At 73.0% G+C, this 21,326-nt stretch carries 24 protein-coding genes and 1 tRNA gene; 18 read left to right on the top strand and 7 right to left on the bottom strand.

Features of this window, described 5'->3' with window-relative positions; genetic code table 11:
- Positions 1-6: 6 nt before the first annotated feature.
- Positions 7-1,074, bottom strand: a complete 1,068-nt coding sequence (locus tag HZF07_RS09035) for an FAD-dependent oxidoreductase (protein ID WP_181644967.1) — start codon at positions 1,072-1,074, stop codon at positions 7-9.
- Positions 1,075-1,101: 27 nt separating this feature from the next.
- Positions 1,102-1,818 (bottom strand): purine-nucleoside phosphorylase, encoded by a 717-nt coding sequence (gene deoD / locus HZF07_RS09030; protein WP_181644966.1) that lies wholly within the window; start codon positions 1,816-1,818, stop codon positions 1,102-1,104.
- 31 nt (positions 1,819-1,849) lie between these two features.
- On the opposite strand from deoD, the gene nudC reads away from it, so the two are divergent.
- The gene (gene nudC / locus HZF07_RS09025) at positions 1,850-2,758 is read left to right on the top strand and encodes an NAD(+) diphosphatase (RefSeq protein WP_309504671.1); all 909 of its coding nucleotides are present in this window, start codon (positions 1,850-1,852) and stop codon (positions 2,756-2,758) included.
- A 6-nt stretch (positions 2,759-2,764) separates the two neighbouring features.
- Here nudC and HZF07_RS09020 read toward each other — a convergent pair whose 3' ends face one another.
- On the bottom strand, positions 2,765-3,016 hold the full coding sequence (locus HZF07_RS09020) for a mycoredoxin (protein ID WP_157341048.1): 252 nt from the start codon (positions 3,014-3,016) through the stop codon (positions 2,765-2,767).
- A gap of 79 nt (positions 3,017-3,095) precedes the next feature.
- Between HZF07_RS09020 and HZF07_RS09015 the strand changes: the two genes are divergently transcribed.
- The 6 genes from HZF07_RS09015 to HZF07_RS08990 all read left to right on the top strand — a co-directional run bounded on the left by HZF07_RS09015 (position 3,096) and on the right by HZF07_RS08990 (position 6,692).
- Entirely contained in the window at positions 3,096-5,120 is a 2,025-nt protein-coding gene (locus HZF07_RS09015; protein WP_157341046.1) for an ATP-dependent helicase, read from the top strand.
- Between the two features lie 153 nt (positions 5,121-5,273).
- Positions 5,274-5,498 (top strand): hypothetical protein, encoded by a 225-nt coding sequence (locus HZF07_RS09010; RefSeq protein WP_157341044.1) that lies wholly within the window; start codon positions 5,274-5,276, stop codon positions 5,496-5,498.
- A 115-nt stretch (positions 5,499-5,613) separates the two neighbouring features.
- On the top strand, positions 5,614-5,946 hold the full coding sequence (locus tag HZF07_RS09005; RefSeq protein WP_157341042.1) for a WhiB family transcriptional regulator: 333 nt from the start codon (positions 5,614-5,616) through the stop codon (positions 5,944-5,946).
- A gap of 73 nt (positions 5,947-6,019) precedes the next feature.
- A complete protein-coding gene (locus HZF07_RS09000) occupies positions 6,020-6,184 on the top strand; it encodes a hypothetical protein (protein ID WP_181644965.1) in 165 nt (54 codons plus the stop codon).
- A gap of 34 nt (positions 6,185-6,218) precedes the next feature.
- A complete protein-coding gene (locus HZF07_RS08995) occupies positions 6,219-6,425 on the top strand; it encodes a hypothetical protein (protein ID WP_157341040.1) in 207 nt (68 codons plus the stop codon).
- Between the two features lie 102 nt (positions 6,426-6,527).
- Positions 6,528-6,692 (top strand): hypothetical protein, encoded by a 165-nt coding sequence (locus tag HZF07_RS08990; RefSeq protein ID WP_181644964.1) that lies wholly within the window; start codon positions 6,528-6,530, stop codon positions 6,690-6,692.
- Between the two features lie 4 nt (positions 6,693-6,696).
- On the opposite strand, the gene HZF07_RS08985 is transcribed toward HZF07_RS08990, so the two are convergent.
- A complete protein-coding gene (locus HZF07_RS08985; protein WP_157341038.1) occupies positions 6,697-7,449 on the bottom strand; it encodes a hypothetical protein in 753 nt (250 codons plus the stop codon).
- 137 nt (positions 7,450-7,586) lie between these two features.
- Positions 7,587-7,745 (bottom strand): DUF5679 domain-containing protein, encoded by a 159-nt coding sequence (locus HZF07_RS08980; protein WP_181644963.1) that lies wholly within the window; start codon positions 7,743-7,745, stop codon positions 7,587-7,589.
- A gap of 201 nt (positions 7,746-7,946) precedes the next feature.
- Here HZF07_RS08980 and HZF07_RS08975 point away from each other — a divergent pair, with 201 nt between their 5' ends.
- The 3 genes from HZF07_RS08975 to HZF07_RS08965 all read left to right on the top strand — a co-directional run bounded on the left by HZF07_RS08975 (position 7,947) and on the right by HZF07_RS08965 (position 10,678).
- The gene (locus tag HZF07_RS08975; RefSeq protein ID WP_157341036.1) at positions 7,947-8,741 is read left to right on the top strand and encodes an enoyl-CoA hydratase/isomerase family protein; all 795 of its coding nucleotides are present in this window, start codon (positions 7,947-7,949) and stop codon (positions 8,739-8,741) included.
- Between the two features lie 326 nt (positions 8,742-9,067).
- On the top strand, positions 9,068-10,102 hold the full coding sequence (locus HZF07_RS08970) for a PHP domain-containing protein (RefSeq protein WP_309504670.1): 1,035 nt from the start codon (positions 9,068-9,070) through the stop codon (positions 10,100-10,102).
- A gap of 9 nt (positions 10,103-10,111) precedes the next feature.
- On the top strand, positions 10,112-10,678 hold the full coding sequence (locus tag HZF07_RS08965; protein WP_157341033.1) for a M48 metallopeptidase family protein: 567 nt from the start codon (positions 10,112-10,114) through the stop codon (positions 10,676-10,678).
- Here the strand turns inward: HZF07_RS08965 and HZF07_RS08960 are convergent.
- Both HZF07_RS08960 and HZF07_RS08955 read right to left on the bottom strand, forming a co-directional pair.
- Positions 10,608-11,198 carry an NUDIX hydrolase gene (locus HZF07_RS08960; RefSeq protein ID WP_181644962.1) on the bottom strand — a complete coding sequence of 197 codons (591 nt, stop codon included), beginning with the start codon at positions 11,196-11,198 and terminating at the stop codon, positions 10,608-10,610. The genes HZF07_RS08965 and HZF07_RS08960 overlap by 71 nt on opposite strands.
- On the bottom strand, positions 11,195-12,496 hold the full coding sequence (locus HZF07_RS08955) for a zinc-dependent metalloprotease (RefSeq protein ID WP_157341031.1): 1,302 nt from the start codon (positions 12,494-12,496) through the stop codon (positions 11,195-11,197). Before HZF07_RS08955 ends, HZF07_RS08960 begins: the two co-directional genes overlap by 4 nt.
- A gap of 54 nt (positions 12,497-12,550) precedes the next feature.
- Here HZF07_RS08955 and HZF07_RS08950 point away from each other — a divergent pair, with 54 nt between their 5' ends.
- From HZF07_RS08950 to HZF07_RS08915, 8 genes are all read left to right on the top strand, one after another.
- Positions 12,551-12,976, top strand: a complete 426-nt coding sequence (locus HZF07_RS08950) for a molybdenum cofactor biosynthesis protein MoaE (RefSeq protein WP_181644961.1) — start codon at positions 12,551-12,553, stop codon at positions 12,974-12,976.
- 42 nt (positions 12,977-13,018) lie between these two features.
- On the top strand, positions 13,019-13,261 hold the full coding sequence (locus tag HZF07_RS08945) for a hypothetical protein (RefSeq protein WP_181644960.1): 243 nt from the start codon (positions 13,019-13,021) through the stop codon (positions 13,259-13,261).
- Between the two features lie 41 nt (positions 13,262-13,302).
- Positions 13,303-14,358: a YlbL family protein gene (locus HZF07_RS08940; RefSeq protein ID WP_157341029.1), complete on the top strand. Its 1,056-nt coding sequence runs from the start codon at positions 13,303-13,305 to the stop codon at positions 14,356-14,358.
- 38 nt (positions 14,359-14,396) lie between these two features.
- Positions 14,397-14,978, top strand: coding sequence for a PPA1309 family protein (locus tag HZF07_RS08935; RefSeq protein WP_198346370.1), 582 nt, complete (start codon positions 14,397-14,399; stop codon positions 14,976-14,978).
- An 18-nt stretch (positions 14,979-14,996) separates the two neighbouring features.
- A complete protein-coding gene (locus HZF07_RS08930) occupies positions 14,997-18,014 on the top strand; it encodes a UPF0182 family membrane protein (protein WP_157341027.1) in 3,018 nt (1,005 codons plus the stop codon).
- A 62-nt stretch (positions 18,015-18,076) separates the two neighbouring features.
- Positions 18,077-18,150: transfer RNA gene (locus HZF07_RS08925), tRNA-Met, on the top strand.
- 419 nt (positions 18,151-18,569) lie between these two features.
- Entirely contained in the window at positions 18,570-19,106 is a 537-nt protein-coding gene (locus tag HZF07_RS08920) for a hypothetical protein (protein ID WP_157341025.1), read from the top strand.
- A 1-nt stretch (position 19,107) separates the two neighbouring features.
- Complete coding sequence (locus tag HZF07_RS08915; protein WP_157341023.1) at positions 19,108-21,174, top strand: tyrosine-type recombinase/integrase; 2,067 nt, start codon at positions 19,108-19,110, stop codon at positions 21,172-21,174.
- Positions 21,175-21,326 lie beyond the last annotated feature (152 nt).

Raw genomic sequence — 21,326 nt, 5'->3', positions numbered from 1 at the left:
CGCACGCTAGGCGCCGGTGCTGTGGCCGTCCGCCCGCCGGTCGAGCCACGCGGCGACGCCGCGTGCCGCCGTGCGACCGGCCCGGTTCGCGCCGATGGTGCTCGCCGACGGGCCGTAGCCGACCAGCTGCACGCGCGGGTCGGCGACCGCGGTCGTGCCCGCCCGGTCGAGCTGGACGCCACCGTGCTCGGAGCGCAGGTGCAGGGGAGCGAGGTGCGCGATCGCCGGTCGGAACCCGGTCGCCCACAGGATCGCGTCGGCCGGCCAGAGCGCTCCGTCCTGGAGGCGCACGCCGTCGGGCTCGATCCTCGTGAACATCGGGTGCCGCCGGTAGGCGCCCAGCCGCTCCGCGGCCCGCTCCTGCTCGCGCAGGGCCAGCCCCGTGACGCTGACGACGCTGGCCGGCGGCAGGCCACGGCGTACCCGGTCCTCGACCAGCGCCACCGCCGACCGGCCCGCCTCCGCGGTGAAGTCGTCGGTGCGCCACACCGGCTCGCGCCGCGTCACCCAGAGCGTGTCGGCGGCCACCGGCGCGATCTCCCCGAGCAGCTGGACGCCCGAGGCGCCGCCGCCGACCACCACGACCCGCCGGTCGCGGAAGTGCTCGGCGCCCGGGTACCCCACCGTGTGCAGCTGCTCGCAGCGGAAGGTCTCCATGCCGGGGTAGTGCGGCACGTGCGGCTGCGTCCAGGTGCCGGTGGCGTTCACGATCGTCCGCGTCGTCCAGCTCCGGTCGCCGGCCCGCACGACCAGCAGGTCGCCCACCGACTCGACCCGGTCGACCCGCACCGGCCGGAGCACCGGCAGCCCGTGGTCGCGCTCGTAGGAGCCGAAGTAGGCCGGCACCACGACGTTGGCCCGTCCGGCGTCGTCGGTGGGGGAGTCGGCGTCCGGGAGGGCGGCGATGCCGTGCACGTCGTGCATGGTCAGCGAGTCCCAGCGGTGCTGCCAGGCGCCGCCGGGGGCCGGGTTGGCGTCGAGCACGACGTGCGAGATGCCGCGGCGCGTCAGGTGGTACGACGCGGACAGCCCGGCCTGGCCGGCTCCGATCACCACCGCGTCGAGGATCTCCACCTCCGGTGAACGCCCCGGCCGCGGGGGTTAGTCCTGCGCGGTGCCCGCTGTGAGCGCGATCTCGACCATCGCGCCGAAGGTCTGCTCGCGCTCCTGCGCGGTGGTCTCCTCGCCGGTGACGATGTGGTCGCTGACGGTGCAGATCGCCAGCGCGCGGCGGTCGTACTTGGCGGCCAGCGTGTAGAGCTGGCTGGCCTCCATCTCGACCGCGAGCACGCCGTAGTCGACCATCCGGGCGGCGAGCTCGGGGCGGGCGGGGTAGAAGGAGTCGCTGCTGTAGATCAGCCCGACGTGCACGGCCTCGTCGAGCCCGGCGGCGGTGGCCGCGTCGTGCGCCGCCCGTAGCAGCCCGAAGTCCGCGACGGGGGCGTAGTCGAGCCCCTCGAAGCGGATCCGGTTCATCGAGGAGTCGGTGCAGGCGCCCGAGGCGATGACGATGTCGCGTACGGCGAGCCTCTCGCTCATCGCGCCGCAGGAGCCGACGCGCACGATCGACTGCACGTCGTAGGCGTCGAAGAGCTCGTTGACGTAGATCGCCATCGACGGCTGACCCATGCCCGAGCCCTGGACGGAGACGCGGTGGCCGCGCCAGGTGCCGGTGAAGCCGTACATGCCGCGCACCTCGGTGTAGCAGCGGACGTCCTCGGGGAACGTCTCGGCGATCCACCGCGCGCGCAGCGGGTCGCCAGGCAGCAGGACCAGGGGGGCGATGTCGCCGGGCTGGGCGCCGATGTGCGTGCTCACGTGTGAGGAGCCTACGGCTAGCCTCCCGGGAGTGACCTACCAGCACGAGCGCCTCTCCGCGAACCCCCACGACCGCGCCGGCGCGCGCCGCGCCGACGACGCGTGGCTCGAGGAGCGGTGGTCCGACCCGGAGACCCGCGTGCTGGTCGTGTCGGGCACCCGCGTGCGGCCGGCGGACGGCGGGTTGGACTGGGTCGCACCCGCCGACGCCCCGGAGGGGCTCCGGGTGCTGCTCGGCGAGCACGACGGCCGGGCCTGGTTCGCGGTCATCGTGGACGCCGAGGTGTCGAAGACGGCGCAGGGGGAGTGGACCCCGCTGCGCGGCCTGCTGCCGTTCCTCGCCGACGACGCGCTGGCGGGGGCGCCCCTGGTGTTCCACGCGCTCGGCCTGGCGGAGTGGCTGTTCGTCACACGCTTCTGCCCGCGCTGCGGAGGGCCGCTGAGCCCGCGCGCCGCGGGCCACGAGCTGGCCTGCGCCAACGGCCACGTCCAGTTCCCGCGCACCGACCCCGCGGTGATCATGATCGTCACCTCGGGCGAGCCCGGAGCCGAGGACGAGCGGTGCCTGCTCGGCCGGCAGGCCGTCTGGCCGGCCGGTCGCTACTCGACGCTCGCGGGCTTCTGCGAGCCCGGCGAGACGCTCGAGGACGCCGTACGCCGCGAGGTGCGCGAGGAGTCCGGGGTCGTGGTCGGCGACGTCGAGTACTTCGGCAACCAGCCGTGGCCGCTCCCGGCCAGCCTGATGCTGGGCTTCGTCGGCCGCGCGGTCAGCACCGCGATCGAGGTCGACGACCACGAGCTCGAGGACGCGCGCTGGTTCACGCGCGCCGAGATGAGGGAGCTCGCCGAGGCCGGCACGCTGCTGCTCCCGCAGGGCGTCTCGATCAGCCGCTCACTCGTCGAGCACTGGTACGGCGGGCCGCTGCCCGGCCAGTGGTGACCGCCGTCAGGCGGCCAGCTCGGCCAGCTTCGCCTTGACCTGTGCGAGCGATGGGTTCGTGTGGGCGGTGCCGTCGGCGTAGACGAGCGTGGGCACGGTCTGGTTGCCGTTGTTGACCGACTCGACCAGCTTCGCGGCCTCCGGCTGCTGCTCGATGTCGACGACGTCGAACGCGATGCCCTCGCGGTCGAGCTGGCTCTTCAGGCGGTGGCAGTAGCCGCACGCCGGGGTGCTGTACATGGTGAAGGAACCGCTCATCAGGACTGTCGCCTCCGGCGTCTAGGGTGTGGATCGTCCACCGGATCCAACCATCCCGGCCCAGGAGTTGTTCCCGCAGATGCCCGACCTGCTCGCCGCCCTCGACCCCGAGCAACGCCAGGTCGCCGAGGCGCTGCGCGGCCCGGTGCGGGTGCTGGCCGGAGCGGGCACCGGCAAGACCCGCGCGATCACGCACCGCATCGCGCACGGCGTGACCAGCGGCGTCTACGCGCCGACCGAGGTGCTGGCGGTGACCTTCACGACCCGGGCCGCCGGCGAGATGCGGTCGCGGCTGCGCGGCCTCGGCGCGGGCGGCGTCCAGGCCCGCACGTTCCACTCGGCCGCGCTGCGCCAACTGCGGTTCTTCTGGCCCAGGGTGCACGGCACCGAGCTGCCGACGCTCACGGAGTCCAAGATCGGCATGCTCGCCGCCGCGGCCCGCCGGCAGCGGCTACACGCCGACCAGGCGCTGCTGCGCGACCTCGCGTCCGAGGTCGAGTGGGCCAAGGTCAGCAACGTCACCCCCGACGACTACGCCCGCCTCGCCCGCTCCCGTGGGCGCGCCGTGTCCGGGCAGGACCACGAGACGGTCGCCCGGATCTACGCGGCCTACGAGGAGACCAAGCGCAGCCAGGGCCGCATGGACATGGAGGACGTCCTGCTGCTGACCGCCGGGCTGCTCGAGGAGGACGAGCGGGTCGCCGCCCAGGTCCGCCGGCAGTACAAGTGGTTCGTCGTCGACGAGTTCCAGGACGTCTCGCCGATCCAGTGGGCGCTGCTCGAGCTGTGGCTCGGGGGCCGGGACGAGATCTGCGTCGTCGGCGACCCCGCCCAGACCATCTACTCCTTCGCCGGCGCCGACGCCGGCTACCTCCGCCAGCGGTTCCCGGCCCGCTTCCCGGGCGCGGCCTCGATCGAGCTGGTGCGCAACTACCGCTCGACGCCCGAGGTCGTCGAGGCCGCCAACACGCTGCTCGCCGGCACCCTCAGCGGCGGCGTGCAGCTGCGCGCGCAGCGCCCGTCGGGCCCGGAGGTCTCCTACACGCCGCGCTCCGACGAGGTCGCCGAGGCCGAGGCGGTCGCCGCCCACGTGCTCCGCCTGCGCGAGCGCGGACAGGCGCTCGGTCAGGTCGCCGTCCTGTTCCGCATCAACGCCCAGTCCGAGGCGTTCGAGGAGGCGCTCGCCGCCCGCGGGCTGCCCTACGTCGTCCGCGGCGCGGCCCGCTTCTTCGACCGCCCCGAGGTCCGCGAGGCGGTGACCCGCATCCGGGGCGCCGCCCGGTCCGGGGAGGCGTCCGGGGCGATCGTCGACGAGGTGGCGGCGATCCTGGCCGGGATGGGCTGGAACCCCGAGGCGCCCACGGCCCGCGGCCAGACCCGCGACCGGTGGGAGTCCTGGCAGGCGCTGGTCGACCAGGCCGCCGAGTTCGCGAAGGGGGAGGGAGCCGACCTCAACGCGTTCGTCGACGAGCTCGACCGCCGCGCCGCCGAGCAGCACGCGCCGGTCGCCGACGGGGTCACGCTCGCGACCTTCCACGCCGCCAAGGGCCTGGAGTGGGACACCGTCTTCCTCTGCGGCCTCCAGGACGGCACCCTGCCAATCACCTACGCCGACACCCCGGCCGCGATCGAGGAGGAGCGCCGGCTGCTCTACGTCGGCATGACCCGCGCCCGCCAGGAGCTGCTGCTCTCGTGGTCGCTCGCCCGCAACCCGGGCGGTCGGGCCTCCCGCAAGCCCTCCCGGTTCCTCGACCCCCTGCTGCCCGAGACCGCGCGCGTGCCGGCCGAGCAGCCGCGCAACCGGCGGGTCGCGAGCTGCCGCGAGTGCGGCAAGCCCCTGGCCACCGGAGCCGAGAAGAAGCGCGGGCGCTGCGCGGACTGCCCGGCCTCCTACGACGAGGCGCTCTTCGAGCGCCTGCGCGAGTGGCGCAAGGAGCGGGCCGGGGAGGAGAGCGTGCCGGCGTTCGTGGTCTTCACCGACGCCACGCTCCAGCTGATCGCCGAGCACAAGCCGCGCACCCCCGACGCGCTGCTGCGGATCAGCGGGATCGGCCGCTCCAAGATCGAGAAGTACGGCGACGACGTGCTCGCCCTGGTCGGTTGAGTGGACACGAGGCGTCTGGCAGAAAAATTTCGGAAATAGGCACTAAATCGTTTGCCCATTACACGCGCGAGCCGATAGTTTCCTCTCACTAACCGCCGCGCAACACGGTCTTTGGCAGGACCGGCGCACGTATCACCGAAGGAGGTGGCCCCTGTGAACAGCACCAAGCTCTGGATGACGGCTCAGACCCCGTCCTGCTTCGGCATGCCCATTTCCGGCCACGCCTTCGGCGCGTCCGTTCCGGCCTCCTCCCGCCTCGCCACGACGACCGTCGTGCGCGATCGCGCAGCGGCCACCCAGGGCGCCGTCAAGGGCGGCATGGGCCTCGCCCAGGCCTACTTCCCGGGGACCAGTGCCTGGAGACCTCCGACCTGTTGAGACACAACAGCCATCGGCAGCCTCCAGGCCGCGGAACCCGAACCGGGATCCGCGGCCTTTCTGTTTCCCGGACCACGCGTCACCCACAGCGATCAGGTCAGAAGGAGGTGAAGACATGACCATCAGTGAGCTCACCCGCCCCGATGGGACTGCCGAAGGCTACGAGCTGACTCTCGGCCAGCTCCACGACGAGGCGGACCGCGTCGACGACGAGCTGCTGCCCTGCCGGACCAACAACGCCGAGCTGTGGTTCGCCGAGTCCCCCAGCGACGTGGAGTTCGCCAAGGCCCTGTGCCAGAGCTGCCCCGTCCGGGACCTCTGCCTCGACGGCGCTCTCGAGCGGCGCGAGCCGTGGGGCGTCTGGGGCGGCCAGCTGTTCCTGCAAGGCGTGGTGATTCCGCGCAAGCGCCCCCGCGGCCGGCCCCGCAAGAACGAGGTCGCCGCCTGAGCACCTGCACCACCCGTCCCCGCACCACCTCCCGCACATACTCCGACCGACAACGACGTCAAAGGACACCGAGATGAACCCGATCCACGAGGACCTGGTCCGCGCGAACGTGAGCGCCCGCCTGGGTGAGGCACGCGAGTGCCGTCAGGGGCGCCGTCTGGCCCGAGCCGAGCGCACCAGCCGGCGCGCCGAGCAGCTCGCTCAGCAGGCCCGACTCGCCCTCGCCCGGACGCTCTGAGCGACCAGCAGCGCCAGAAAGCAGAACGACACCCATGAACACCAACGTCATCACGAACCGAAACGGACTTCCTGACATGAACCTTCTCCACGAAGAACTGGCCCGAGCGCAAATGTCCATGCGCCTGGGAGAGGCGCAGCAGCTCCAGCTGGGGTACCGGCTGGCCCGTGCCCGTCGACTCAGCCGCAAGGCCGAGCAGGCGGCACAGCAGGCGCGTCTGGCCCTCGCCCGCGCGCTCTAACCGACCATCACCTCACCCGACCACGGGTGACCGACACCGGGAGCCGGCTCCGACGCACCAGCGTCGGAGCCGGCTCTCGGCGTTCCGGGCTAGGTTGGGCTCATGTCGACGACCTGCGACTTCTGCGGCCGGGTGGAGACCGAAGAGGCGAAGACGCTGACCTGGACCGTCGCGGTCGAGAACGGCCGGCGCCGCACCTTCTGCGACGAGTGCTCGCGCAGCAACCTGCGCGCGATGGAGGGCAAGCTCGACAGCGAGTGGTGGTGACCGCTCAGCCCGGGCCGGCCCACTGTGCCCAGGAGCAACCGCAGTAGGGGTGCCGCGCCCAGTCGCGTCGTACGGCGCCGCACGCCGGCCCGAGGTCGAGCGTCGCCGACCACGAGGTCGGCAGCTCGCCGCTCAGGTAGCGCAGCACGTCGCGCGCCGCCCACGCGGTCGCCACGGTCGCCAGCGCCGGGTCCTCCGGGCCCCCCACCCGCCCGGCGAGCTGCTCGACCACCACCGCCCGCCGCGGGTCGTGCTCGCCGAGGTGCGCGTCGACGCAGCGCAGGCACGCGGTCGTGCCGGGCACCACGAACGGGCCGACCCGGTAGCCGCCGGCGCCGGCCGTGACGACCAGGTGCGGCCGGCCGGCGCGGAGGTGGTCGTCGATCGGGTCCCGGGCCGGCTCGCCGGCGGCGAGCACGAGGGCGACGTCGGCGGCGCCGGGGTCCGCGGTCACGCCCGCCCCGGCCGCGGTCAGCAGCCGGCGCGCCTCCGCGGCGACGACGTCCGGGCCGGTCACGTGCACCCGCCCGCGTGGGGGCGCCGCCCGGCGCAGCATCCCGGCGTCGTCGAGCTCGCGCAGCACGCGGTGCCCCACCGGGGTCGCCGGGCAGGGAGCGTCCCCGGCCTGGAGGTCCGCCAGCAACCGGCGTACGTCGGGCTCGTCCGGCACCACCAGCCGCCACGGCGGGTCCAGCCCGACCTGGAGGTGGCGGTCGTCGCGGCGCAGCACGTGGAGTCCGGGTCGCAGCAGGCTCATGGCCGGTGGTCTACCCGCCGGGACGGACGCTCAGCGCGTCATCCACAGGCCGGGCCGACGGGATGCCCGAGAACGACGGCGGCGCCTCCCCGAGACCGGGAAGGCGCCGCCGTGGAACTCGTGGGCTGACGCGAGCGTCAGGCCTTGCCGAGGATCCGGTTGAGGTTCGTGCCGCAGACGGGGCAGACGGCCTTGGCCATCTTGGTGCCCTTGTCGTTGACGCGAATCTCGCCCTCGGCCTCGCGCTTCTCCTTGCACTTCACGCAGTAGAACTCGCCGCTCCAGGTCTCCGCCATGACGGCCTCCTTGCCTAATCATTTCTTCGGTCGTCGCGACGGGGCGAAGGGGGAAGACCCGTCGGAGCCCGGCGGGGTGCCGCCAGACCGCCTCCGACCCTACGACACGCGTGGCTGAGCGTGGCGCAGGCACACCGTTTCGCGCTCCGGCCGATGAATTTGGTCACGGCGCGTCCGGAGGCGGATCAGTAGGTTGTCCGCATGCCTGAGCTCACCCACCTGCGCCTCGAGCGCCCCCGCGACGGGGTCGCCCTGCTCACCCTCGACAACCCCGACCAGCGCAACGCGATGTCGGACGAGATGACCGCCTCCTGGGTGCGGGCCGTCGACGTGCTCGCCGCCGACCCGACCGTGCGCGCCGTGGTCGTGACCGGCGAGGGCTCGGCGTTCTGCTCGGGCGGCAACACCTCCTGGATCGCCAGCGAGCCCGACGCGACCGTCGACCACCTGCGCACCCGGATGATCGCGTTCTACCGGGCCTGGCTCTCGATCCGCCGGCTGGAGGTGCCCACGATCGCCGCGGTCAACGGCCCGGCCATCGGGGCGGGCCTGTGCATCGCGCTCGCGTGCGACCTGAGGTACGCCGCGGCCGGCGCGCGGATGGGCGTGCCGTTCGTGAAGCTCGGGATGCATCCCGGGATGGCCGCCACCCACCTGCTGCCCGACGTCGTCGGTCCCGCCCACGCCCGCGACCTGCTGCTCACCGGCCGCGTCGTCGACGCGGACGAGGCCCTGCGCCTCGGCCTGGTCTCCCGGGTCCACGACCCGGCCGCGCTGCTCGACGAGGTGCTCGACACCGCCGCCGGGATCGCCGCGACCGCCCCGATCCCCAGCAAGCTGACCAAGCTCGCGCTCGCCGACGGCGGGCACGCCGACTTCGAGGCCGCGATCCAGTGGGAGGCGATGGCGCAGCCGATCACGCTCGCCACGGCGGACCTGCAGGAGGGCATCCGCGCGGCGCAGGAGAAGCGGCCGCCGGTCTTCGCCGGCCGCTGAGCACCGTGCGCTGACGTGACGAGAGGCCCCCGGTCCGCCGATGGACGCTTGCCTTCCCCTTGCGAGCGTCCGCCGACGGCCCGGAGGCCTCGTCTGGGGTAGGACGCTAGGAGCCCGGCGGGGCGCGGTCAATGCGGCGGAGCCACAGCCTGTGGACAAACCTGTGGATGACGTTGTGGAGGATCCGCCCGGACGGTGGACGGGTCCGGGACAGCGCTGTGGACGACCGGCGGCCCGGTACGCCGTACCGGGCCGTGACCAGCAACAATGGCGGTCCACCGGGTGTGGACGAAAGAAATCCGGCGAGAAGTCGCGAGGAGGCCGGCGTGTCGGAGCCGTACGACGGGGGACCGGTCGCCGCGCTGCGCCGGATCGCGTTCCTGCTCGAGCGCGGCCGGGAGGACACCTTCAAGGTCAAGGCCTTCCGCAAGGCCGCGGCCGCGATCCTGCCGCTGCCGCCCGAGCAGGTGGCGGCGGCGGTCGCCGACGGCACGCTGACCGACATCCCGGGCGTCGGGGCGAGCACCGCCAAGGTGATCTCCGCAGCCGCGCGCGGTGAGCTGCCCGACCGGCTGGCCGAGCTCGAGCGCGAGCACGGCGGGCCGCTGACCGGAGCCGGGGCCGACCTGCGGGCGGCGCTGCGCGGCGACCTGCACTCCCACTCCGACTGGTCCGACGGCGGCTCGCCGATCGAGGAGATGGCGTTCACCGCGATCGAGCTCGGCCACGACTACCTGGTGCTCACCGACCACTCGCCGCGGCTGACCGTCGCCCGGGGGCTGAGCCCCGAGCGGCTGGCGCGGCAGCTCGACGTCGTCGAGGCCGTCAACGCGCACCTCGGGGGCGAGTTCACGCTGCTCAAGGGCATCGAGGTCGACATCCTCGACGACGGCGCCCTCGACCAGGAGGACGCGCTGCTCGCGCGGCTCGACCTCCGGGTCGCCAGCGTGCACTCCAAGCTCAAGATGGACGCCGCCGACATGACCACGCGGATGGTGGCCGCCGTCCGCAACCCGTTCACCAACGTGCTGGGGCACTGCACCGGCCGGATGGTGACCGGCAACCGGGGCACCCGCCCGGAGTCGAGGTTCGATGCGCGGGCGGTGTTCGAGGCGTGCGTGGAGAGCAACACCGCCGTCGAGATCAACAGCCGCCCCGAGCGGCGGGACCCGCCGACCCGGCTGCTGGAGCTGGCCCGCGACATCGGCTGCCTCTTCTCCATCGACAGCGACGCCCACGCGCCCGGCCAGCTCGACTTCCAGGTCTACGGCTGCGAGCGCGCCGAGGAGGCCGGCATCGACGCCGAACGGATCGTGAACACCTGGCCGCAGGAGCGGCTCCTGGCCTGGGCGAACGGGTAGCGTCGAGCCATGGCGAGGCGTGAGGCGGCCGTGCGGACGGAGCGGCCAGAGGTGGAGGTCCGCCGTTCCAAGCGGCGGCGCCGCACGGTCTCGGCGTACCGCGACGGAGACCGGGTGGTGGTGCTCATCCCCGCCTCGCTCTCGCGCAAGGAGGAGGCCGAGTGGGTCGAGACCATGCTCGCCCGGCTCGAGCGCTCCGAGCGCCGGCGCAAGCCGAGCGACGGTGACCTGCTGCGCCGCGCGCACGACCTCAACGACCGCTACCTCGGCGGCCTCGCCGCACCGGAGTCGGTGCGCTGGGTCGAGAACCAGAACTCGCGCTGGGGATCCTGTACCCCCGGCGACCGCACCATCCGGCTGTCGGCGCGGCTGCAGGGCATGCCCGCCTGGGTGATCGACTACGTCCTGGTGCACGAGCTCGCGCACCTGCTCGAGCCCGGCCACGATGCCAACTTCTGGGGCTGGGTGGACCGCTACCCGCAGGCCGAGCGCGCGAAGGGCTTCCTCATCGGCTGGTCGACGGCGGCGCGGCTGGACCCGCCGCCGAGCGACCACCTCGAACCCGACGTCGACTGAGGTCGACGAGCGCCACCAGGTCCGGCTCCGGCTCGGGCAGCGCCGCTGCCGGCCACCAGCGCACGTCGAGCGACTCGTCGCTGACCGCGTGCTCGGCACCCTCCGGCGCGACGGCCAGGAATCGGACGTCGAGGTGGTGCACGTCGCCGGTCGGCCCGCAGAACGGTACGGCGTGCTCGCTGAGCTGCACCGGCACCGGGTCGAGCTCGAGGCCCGGGATCCCCGACTCCTCGACGGCCTCGCGCAGCGCCGCCGCCGCGAGCGTCGCATCGCCCGGCTCGCAGTGCCCGCCGAGCTGGAACCAGGCCCGTGCCTTCGCGTGCAGCGTGAGGAGCACGGCGTCGCCGTCCGCGTTGAGCACCAGTGTGCTGGCGGTGATGTGGTCGGGCCGGCAGTCCCGGGTCATCCCGTCCGGGTGGGCGCGCAGGTGCTCGACGTACCGCACCCGGAGCCGCTCCTGCTCGGCGTCGGGCGCGCGCCAGCCGTCGAGGACGGCGAGCGCATCGGCGTGGAGCGTCACTCCTCGGTCTCGGCCGGGCCGTCGAGGAGCTTGCGCAGCTCGGCGTCGAAGTCCTCGTCGCTGAGCTTGGGCAGCGCGGTGGCGTCCTCGCGGAAGCCGAGCGGGTCGTCGAGGTCCGCGGCAGACGGCAGCAGGTGGGGGTGCATCCAGACACCGTCGCGCGCCTCGGTGCCCTGCCGGGTGCGCAGCGAGCCCCAGAGCGTGGAGGCGTCGCGCAGCCGGCGCGGGCGCAGCTCGAGGCCGACCAGCGTCGCGAAGGTCTCCTCGGCCGGGCCACCGGCCGCGCGGCGGCGGCGGAAGGCCTCCTGGAGCTTGCCGGCCGCCGGCATTCGCTCCTCCGTCGCCTGGCTGACGACCTCGTCGACCCAGCCCTCCACGAGGGCGAGGGTGACCTCGAGCCGTTGCAGCGCGGCCTCCTGGGCGGGGGAGCGCTCGACGTCGAAGAGGCCGCCCTCGAGCAGCTGCTGCATCGCCTCGGGGTTGGTCGGGTCGAGGCCGCGCATCTGCTCCTCGATGCGCTGCTGCATGCCCTGGGCGTTGACCTCGATGCCGCGGGCGTACTCCGCGACCGCGCCGATGAGGTGCCCGCGCAGCCACGGGACGTGGGCGAACAGGCGCTGGTGGGCGGCCTCGCGGAGCGCGAGGTAGAGCAGCACGTCGTCCTCGGTGACGTCGAGGCCGGCCGCGAACGCGGCGAGGTTGGCGGGCACGATCGCGGCCCTGCCGGGTGCGGCGAGCGGCAGCCCGATGTCGGAGACGCTGAGCACCTCGCCGGCGAGCGTCCCGAGGCCCGACCCGACCTGCGAGGCCAGCATCCCGCTCATCGCCTTGCCGAGGATGCCCATCAGCGGGCCGGACATCGCCTGCGCCTCCGCGGGCAGCGCCCCGCCGAGCGCCTGGACCGAGGACTCGGCGATCGGCTCGACGAGGACCTTCCACACGTCGGTCGTGCCGACGATCCACTCCGCGCGGCTCCAGGCCGCGGTGGACGTGACGCCGGACGGGAACGCCGTGGTCTCGTCGAGCCAGTGGTCGGCCAGCCGCACGGCGTCCGCCACGGCGTCGATCTGCCGCTGCGTGGGGGAGGGGTCGGGCTGCTGCGCGACGGTCTTGCGCGCGGTGTCGATCGCGAACTCCCAGTTCAGCGGGCCGTCGTGCGGCTGCATGAGGAACTGGAGCTGGCTGAAGAACTGGGAGAGGTCCGGCATGCCGGCGCCGCCGGCGCCGCCGAAGAGCTGCTCGAACGGCGTGCCCTTGAAGGGGTTGTTCTCGCCGCCGTCGCCCGGGGAGTCGTTCATGGCATCAACGGTACGCGCCGCCACCACGTCCCGCCGCCGGGCTAGGGTCGGGCCGTGACCTCCGCCGTACGGCTCGTGGACCTGCGCGTGACCCCGCTCGACGTCGCCGAGGTGCTCGCCGCCCTGGACGACGACGCCTCCGGTGGCCTGGTGCTCTTCGTTGGCCGGGTGCGTGACCACGACGCCGGCAAGGGAGTGACCGGCCTCGACTACTCGGCCCACCCCTCCGCGCTGGACCGCCTGCGGGACGTGTGCGAGCGGGTCGCCGCCGCGCACGAGGTGCACGGCGTCGCCGCGGTCCACCGGGTCGGCACGCTCGGCATCGGCGACATCGCGGTCGTGGTCGCCACTACTTCGGCGCACCGGGGCGACTCGTTCGCGGCGTCGCGCGACCTGATCGACACCCTCAAGGCGGAGGTGCCGATCTGGAAGCACCAGCGGTTCGGTGACGGCACCGAGGAGTGGGTCGGCACGCCGTAGCACGTCCGCGCCGGCGGGCGCCGCGCTCCGTACCCTCGGGGTGTGGAGATCCTGCTCTGGCTGCTGCCGGCCGCCGTCGCGACGGTCGTCGCCATGATCTGGGCCGCCTGGGCCGGTCGTGCCGGCCGGGGCGAGGTCGACCGCGAGGTCGCCGTCCGCCGGCTCGCGGGGGCCCTGGAGCCCGACCAGCGGCGGTCGCGCCCGGCGCCCGGGTACGCCGCCCCCCGTCCCGAGCAGGACCGCAGCACGGGGATCGCCGTCCGGCCCTCGCGACGCGCGTCCTGACCCGACCGCCGAGCGTTGGGCCGGTCTGTCAGTCTTGCGCCATGACGCAGCGCACCCTCGCCGGGATCCTGGCCGTGCCGCTGCTGCTTGCCCTCGCGGTCGTCGCGGCCTTCGAGTCGCTGCCCTACGTCACCTACAAGCCGGGGCTGACGGTCAACGTGCTCGGCGACAACGACGAGGGTGAGCCGATCATCGACGTCGAGGGGAAGCCGACGTACGAGGACGACGGCCAGCTGCGGATGACCACCGTCTACGTCTCCCAGCGCGACGCGCACAACACCGTCTTCGACCTGATGGCGGCCTGGATCAGCCCGTCGGACGCGGTCTACCCCTTCGAGGCGGTCTACCCCGAGCAGGGCACCGTCGAGCAGGACAAGGAGGAGAGCCAGGCCGAGATGACCTCCTCCCAGGACGCGGCGACCGCCGCGGCGCTGACCGAGCTGGGCTACGACGTGACCGACCCGGTGGTGGCCGGGGTCGAGAAGGGCGCGCCCGCCGAGGGCGAGCTGAAGACGGGCGACGTGATCCTCGAGGTCGGCGGCACGAAGGTCGAGACGACCGACGACGTGGTCGCCGCCGTGACCGGCGCCCCGGCCGGGCGGCCGCTGGAGATCGTCGTACGCCGCGACGGCAAGCGCCGCTCGGTGACGGTGACGCCGCTCGAGGTCGACGGGCGCACCCAGATCGGCATCCAGCTCGGCACCCAGACCGACGACTTCCCCGTCGACGTGACGATCGGCATCGACCCGGCCATCGGCGGGCCGAGCGCCGGGCTGATGTTCAGCCTCGGCATCTACGACACGCTCACGCCGGGTTCGCTCACCGGCGGCGAGGCCGTGGCCGGGACCGGCACCATCGACGCCTCCGGCAACGTCGGTCCGATCGGCGGCATCCAGCAGAAGATCGTGGGCGCCCGCGAGGACGGCGCGCAGCTCTTCCTGGTGCCGCCCGACAACTGCGACGAGGCGCTGGGCGCGCAGAACGGCGACATGCGCCTCGTCGAGGCCGCGACGACGCACAGCGCGATCCAGTCGATCGAGGCGTGGGTGAAGGACCCCGACGCCGACCTGCCTACCTGTGGGGACAATGCCGCATGAGTGAGACCGCATGAGTGAGACCGCATGAGTGAGACCGCATGAGTGAGCACGACGAGTCCGAGCTGCCGGGCTTCGAGGACGTCGACCCGGCGCTGGCCGCCGCGGTCCTGGAGATCGAGAGCCACCACGCCGGCGCCGGGTGGGACCAGCCGGCGCGGCTCTACGCGCTGGTCGACACCGCCGAGCTCGTCGCGCACGAGCCGGCGCTGGCCGCCGCGATGGGCCTCGACCAGTCGGCCGCCAAGGGGTCGCTGACCCCGGTCGAGCAGGACCAGCTCGCGCCCGACCAGCTCCTCGAGACGGTCCTTCAGTCGATCGGCTGGCCGCCCGGCGTGGCCGGCTGCGCCGCGGTCGTCGAGCGGCTGGTGCTGCCGACCGACGTCGACGGACAGATCCCCGAGGACCCGGCCGCGGCCGAGGAGTTCGCGCGCGAGCACCCGGACCGGCAGGAGGTGCGCATGGTCGCGGGTGCGACCCGTGCCGGCGCGACGTACTGCGCGCTCCGGCTGCGCGCCCACGACGACGACCAGTCGGTCGTGGGCGGGCGCGACCTCGTGCCCGGCCTGCTCGAGCTGCTGGTCGCGACGCTGCACGACGACGACCCCGACGAGAACGCGTGAAGACAGGAGTGGCCCGCCATGAGTGAGGTGTTCGACGAGGAGCGGCCGATGCAGCCGCGCAGCTCGCGACGCTCCCGTGCGTTGATCGTCACCGCGGTGGTGATGGTGCTGCTCTTCCTCGGGCTCTCCACCTTCGCGCGGCTCTACACCGACCGGCTGTGGTTCAAGAGCGGCGGGTACGGCGAGGTCTTCAGCATCATGTTCTGGACCCGGACCGGGCTGTTCCTCGTCTTCGGCGCGCTGATGGGCATCGTCGTCGGGGTCAACATGTACCTCGCGTTCCGGTTCCGGCCCTTCTTCCGGCCCAGCTCGCCCGAGCAGAACGGCCTGGACCGCTACCGCGACGCCGTCACGCCGATCCGCACCTGGCTGCTGGTCGGCATCTCGGTGGTGCTCGGCGCGTTCGCGGGCAGCTCGGCCATCGGCCAGTGGCGCTCCTACCTGCTGTGGCGCCACGGCGGCTCCTTCGGCGAGAAGGACCGCTGGTTCGGCAAGGACATCGGCTTCTACGTCTTCGAGCTGCCCTGGCTGCACTACCTGGTCGACTTCACGATGGCGGTGCTCGTGGTGGCGCTGATCGCCGCCGCGGTCGTCCACTACCTCTACGGCGGCATCCGGCTGCAGACCTCGCGCGACCGGCTCTCCGGCGCCGCGCAGGTCCAGCTCTCCGTGCTGCTCGGGCTGTTCGTGCTGGCCAAGGCCGCCGACTACTGGCTCGACCGCTTCGACCTCGTCACCCGGTCCGGCCCGCGGATCACCGGCATGAACTACACCGGCCACAACGCGGTGCTGCCGGCCAAGAACATCCTGCTCGGCATCGCGATCATCTGCGCGGTGCTCTTCTTCATCAACATCTGGCGGCGCACCTGGCTGCTGCCGTCGGTCGGGCTCGCGCTGCTCGCGGTCTCGGCGATCCTGCTCGGCCTGATCTGGCCCGGCATCGTGCAGCAGTTCCAGGTCAAGCCCTCCGAGGCGGACAAGGAGGCGCCGTACATCGAGGCCAACATCAAGGCCACGCGCGCGGCGTACGACATCAACGACGTGGAGGTCGAGGAGTTCAGTCCCTCGACGGTGCTCAGCGGGGGAGCGCCGCTCAAGACGGTCGACGAGAAGACCGCGTCGATCCCGCTGGTCGACCCGCAGCTCGTGCGCGCTGCGTTCGAGCAGAACCAGCAGGGTCGCGCCTACTACTCCGTCGCCGACGTGCTCGACGTCGACCGCTACGAGATCGCCGGCAACGACCGCGCGCTCGTGCTCGGCGTCCGCGAGCTGGACCAGAACGGCATCCCGTCCAGCGACCGCAACTGGTCCAACCTGCACACCGTCTACACCCACGGCAACGGCGTGATCGCGGCCTACGCCAACCAGCGCCCGGAGGACAACAGCGCCCAGATCGCCAACGCCGAGTCCGACAGCAGCAGCCAGGACGCCGGCATCGTCTGGGCCCAGGGCCTCGGCAGCGACCAGGACGGCCTCGCGCGGTCGGTGGGCGAGTTCGAGGACCGGATCTACTACGGCGAGGAGAGCCCGGAGTACTCCATCGTCGGCAAGACCTCCGAGAGTGCCCGCGACGTCGAGCTCAACCTGCCGACGGGCGGGGACGCGGGCGACGACACGACCACGACGTACGACGGTTCCGGCGACGCCGCCGTCGGCAGCCTCTTCAACCAGCTGATGTTCGCGGTGAAGTACGGCGAGCCCAACTTCGTGCTCTCCGGGCGGGTCAACGACGACAGCCGGGTCCTGTTCAACCGCAACCCGCGCGACCGGGTCGAGGAGGTCGCCCCCTGGTTGACCGTCGACAGCGACCCGTACCCCGCCATCGTCGGCGGGCGGATCCAGTGGATCATCGACGGGTACACGACGACCGACCGCTACCCGAACGCCGAGAAGGACTCGTTCGACGAGATGACCGACGACTCGCTGCAGGTCGACACCGGCCTGCAGACGCTGCCGACGGACGAGATCAACTACATGCGCAACGCGGTCAAGGCGACGGTGGACGCCTACAGCGGCGAGGTCAAGCTCTATGCCTGGGACGAGAGCGACCCGATCCTGCAGGCGTGGTCGGACGCGTTCCCCGGCACGGTGCTGCCGAAGTCGGAGATCTCCGATGACCTGATGAAGCACCTGCGCTACCCCGAGGACCTCTTCCAGGTGCAGCGCTACCAGTACGCGCGCTACCACGTGACGAACCCGGGCGACTTCTACCAGGGCAACAACCGCTGGGAGGTCCCCGAGGACCCGTACGAGCGGGGCACCTTCCAGCCGCCGTACCGGCTCTACATCGACAACCCGGGCGACAGCGCGTCCGAGGTCTTCTCAGTCACCTCGGTCTACGTGCCCTACCAGAAGAACAACCTGGCCTCGTTCGTCTCGGTCGACTCCGACGCGACCAGCGAGGACTACGGCGCGATCCGGGTGCTCCAGCTGCCCACCACCGGCAACCCGGTCGAGGGGCCCGGACAGGTCGCCAACACGTTCCAGTCCGATCCCGAGATCGCGGACCTGCTGGCGCAGTTCAACCGAAGCGGAGCCGAGCCGCGGTTCGGCAACCTGCTGACCCTGCCGGTCAACGACGGGCTGATGTACGTCCAGCCGGTCTACGCCAGCCGGGCCGGCTCGGAGTCGAGCTACCCGATCCTGCGCTACGTCCTGGTCAGCTTCGGCGGGGACATCGGCTACGGCCCGACGCTCTACGACGCGCTCCGGCAGCTGGTCGGCGAGACCGGTGGTGGCTCCGAGACGCCCACCGAGCCCGGCGGCGGCGGCGGTGGTGGCGGTGACGGCGGCGGCACCGGCAGCATCGACGTCCGGATCGAGCGCCTGCTGCGCGAGGCCAACCAGGCCTACAGCGCCGCTCAGGACGCCCTCGCCGAGGGCGACCTGGGTGCCTACCAGGAGCACGTCAACGACGCCCAGGACGCGATCGAGGAGGCACTCGCGCTCTCCGCGCAGCGTGACCCCGAAGCGTCCGGCGGCGGCGCCACCGAGGAGCCCAGCCCGAGCCCGTCGGAGTCCGCGACGGCCGAGTAGCGCCCGAGATCCGACCCCGATTTGGCTCGCCCCACCCCGGTCTGTAAGGTTGGGATCACCGACGCGGGGTGGAGCAGCTCGGTAGCTCGCTGGGCTCATAACCCAGAGGTCGCAGGTTCAAATCCTGCCCCCGCTACAAATCAAGGCTGCGACAGCCTGACAGGACCCCGGCCCCCGGCCGGGGTCCTGCGCATTTCGGCCCCTTCCGGCCCCCGCGGCGTGCTCCCGGACGGGGTTTGTGGCGCGTTTGTGGTCCGGATCGGGTCCAGCGTGCCCCCGGTTGCCCCCGGTCACCCCGGTTGCCCCCGACCGGCCCCGACCCTGCACCCGGTGCCGACGGCCACGAGTCGGGCGTCGCGCTCTCGACCCGGGGCAGACCCGGGGCAACCGGGGGCACTCCGAGCCTCGACCCTGCCCCCGATTCAGCGGCTCCCGGCGACCATGGGGGAGTTCGCCTTCCCCCGGTCTGCCCCCGGTTGCGGTCGACATTGCCCCCCATGTCCGCATGAGCACCGGTCTGCTGCGTCCGATCACACCGACGCAGGAGCAGCACCGATGTCCGTCCCCACCCAGCCCTCCCAGCAGCCCGCCCAGCAGCCCGCCCAGCAGCTCGCCCAGCAGCCCGCCCCGAGGTACCGGCCCGACGCCGCCCTGACCAAGAGCGAAGCCGCGCAGGCCACGGGCGCCAGCGTCGACACCATCAAGCGCCGGATCAAGGACGGCACGCTCGCCACGTTCACGCGAGACGGCGACAACCGCGGCACCCTCCTCATCCCCGTCACCGACCTGGTCGCCGCCGGCCTGCTGGGTGCCGACGCACTGGTCGACGTGGCCGAGACCGTGGCGACCGCGAAGCACGGCCGCGAAGCCGCCGCGCTCCAGCACGCCACCGACACCGCCCGGCAGGAGCTCGCGGTCCGGGCCGCCGCCCTCGAGGCGCAGGTCGCCGGCCTCGAGCAGCAGCTCGCCCTGGTCATCGCCGACCGCGACTTCCACCGCGACTCCCACCGCGACCTGCTGAGCCGCCTCCTGGAGACCCAGCTCGCCTCCCCGGCCCACCCGCTGGCCGCCGCGACCGGAAAGGCGGCCTGAGATGGGACGCCCGCTCACCGGCCGCATCCGGCCCGTCGCCACCGGCTGGTCCGCCGACCTCCCCGAGGCCACCGGCAGCACCCGCCGGGCCCGCGCCACCTTCCCCGGCCGCGACCACGCCGAGGCATGGCTCAAGGACGCCCTCGCCGCCCGCCGGGCCGGCCGGCCGATCCTCCGCAAGCCCGAGTGGCTCGCGGCGCGCACCGCCGCGACCGCCGGTGACACCACCGAGGCGCCGACCTCGGGGACGCCCCACGAGAGCACCGGTGACGGCGCGGGGACGGTCTCGTTCCGCGCCGCTGCCGAGGCGCTCCTGCACGAGCGGTTCACCCTGAGTCGCCGGGCCGGCCCCGACCGCGAAGTCGAGCAGCGGCGCCAGGCCGACCACCTCGCCCGCTACTTCGAGCAGCGGGACCTGACGCCCGGCACCCTGACCCGGGCCGGTTACCTCGACATCCTGTGCCAATGGGCCGGCACCATCCGGGGGCCGCTGAACCGGCGCCAGGACCCCGCTGCGGGTGGTCAGCTGATCGGCTATGCCGCCGACGTGCTCCGCGACCACCGCCGGCTTCTGGACGACGTCCTCGGCTACGCCTGGCATGTCCTCGACCAGCCACAGCTGCTGCGACCGGACACCGTCCCGACTCCCACGACGCAGCGGCCCAGGAAGACGCCGAAGCGCGCGCTCACGCTCGCCGAGACCGCCGCGCTGGCCGCCGAGCTGCACGCCGTCCACCAGTTCGTCGTCTGGCTGCTGCGCACGACCGGCCTGCGGATCAGCGAAGGATTTGGTCTGCACGTCGGCGACGTCCACCCCGTTCCGGACGGGTCCGGCCGGGGACTGCTGGTCGTGGCACGACAGGGCGGCCGCATGTTCCTCGACCGCGACGTCGACGGGACGATCACCAAGAAGCACGAGGTCGGCCGGACCAAGACCGACCAGTCCGTGCGGCTGGTGCCGATCCCGGTCGCGCTGATGGCGCTGATCCAGCTGGTCATCGAGGTCTTCCACACCGGCCCGGACGGCGCGGTCGACCCGGATGCTCGGCTCATCCCCGACCTCACCGGCGCCGGCTCCGGCCAGGGCAGCTTCGGGCGAGGGTTCGCCACGGCCGCGGAGCGGGCCGGGCTCGACGTGTCCAGCGATCTCGTCGACGGCTGCGAGCTCCCCATCCCGCACGACCTCCGCAAGGCCGTCGGCACCGAGATGGCGGTCGCCGACCTCCCCGCGTGGGTGCGGATGCGGCACCTCGGGCACCTCGCCGGCACCGACGTGCACCACCGGCACTACCTGCTCGACGACCCCGCTGCGGCGCCGCTGCTGCAGGTCGCCGACGCCCTCCAGGGCGCCATCGACGCCGAGCTCCCGCCGTCGGTCGCGGCCCGGCTGGTCGTGCCCACCGCCGTGCGGTGTACCACCGGCAACCAGCCCGCCCTCGCCGCCCGCGCCGACCAGATCGACGCGCAGCTCCTCGAAGCGGGCTGGCTCATCACCCCCGCCGACGCCGGCACCGACCTGCTCGACGCCGAACAGGTCGCCGCCTACCTCGGCCTGAGCGTCATCACCGCCCGCCGCTACCTGCGCGACGGCACCCTGCCCAGCCGGCCGCTGCCCGGCGGCCGCGCCGACCAGCGCTGCGCCGCCCTCGCCGACGTCGAGGCGCTGCGCGCGGCCCTCAGCGCCGGCACCACGATGGCCGAGCTCGCCGAGGAGCTCGGCTACGGCGTCTCGAACCTGCACCAGGCCGCGCACCGCCTCGGGCTCCCGTTGGAGCGGCGGGGCAACATCACCCTGGTGCCCGAGCAGACCCGTGCCGGCCTCACCGCCTGGGTCTCCCGGCGCCGCCGGCTCGAGGCCGACGGCTACACCCACGACCAGGCCGCCGCCCGCCTCGGCGTCCCCGTCCAGACCGTCCGGCGCCTCGTCACGACCGGGCTCCTGACCGCCCTCCCCACCGGCACCGGCGAACGCGCCTACGTCACCAGGAGCTCGGTCGATCGGGCCGACCTCACCGCGGCTCGGGGCCGCCGGAAACGGCGGACGACTGCCCGGTGCAACGCCGCGTAGCCTGACCAGGCAGAACGGAAACCGAACCCGGTGCACTGGGATAGCGACACGGATCGATCAGACCTCGGGTTGCGTCGCCGGTCGAGAGGAAAGCGATGACGGACGAGGCCCTGTGGCTCACCAAGCTTCCGGGCCGTGTCCGAGTCCCGCTA

It is taken from the genome of Nocardioides agri (genome assembly GCF_013778305.1).
Taxonomy (GTDB): Bacteria; Actinomycetota; Actinomycetes; order Propionibacteriales; family Nocardioidaceae; genus Nocardioides; species Nocardioides agri.
The sequence above is the reverse complement of the archived record's forward strand: the minus strand, read 5'-3'. Positions and strand labels throughout refer to the sequence as shown.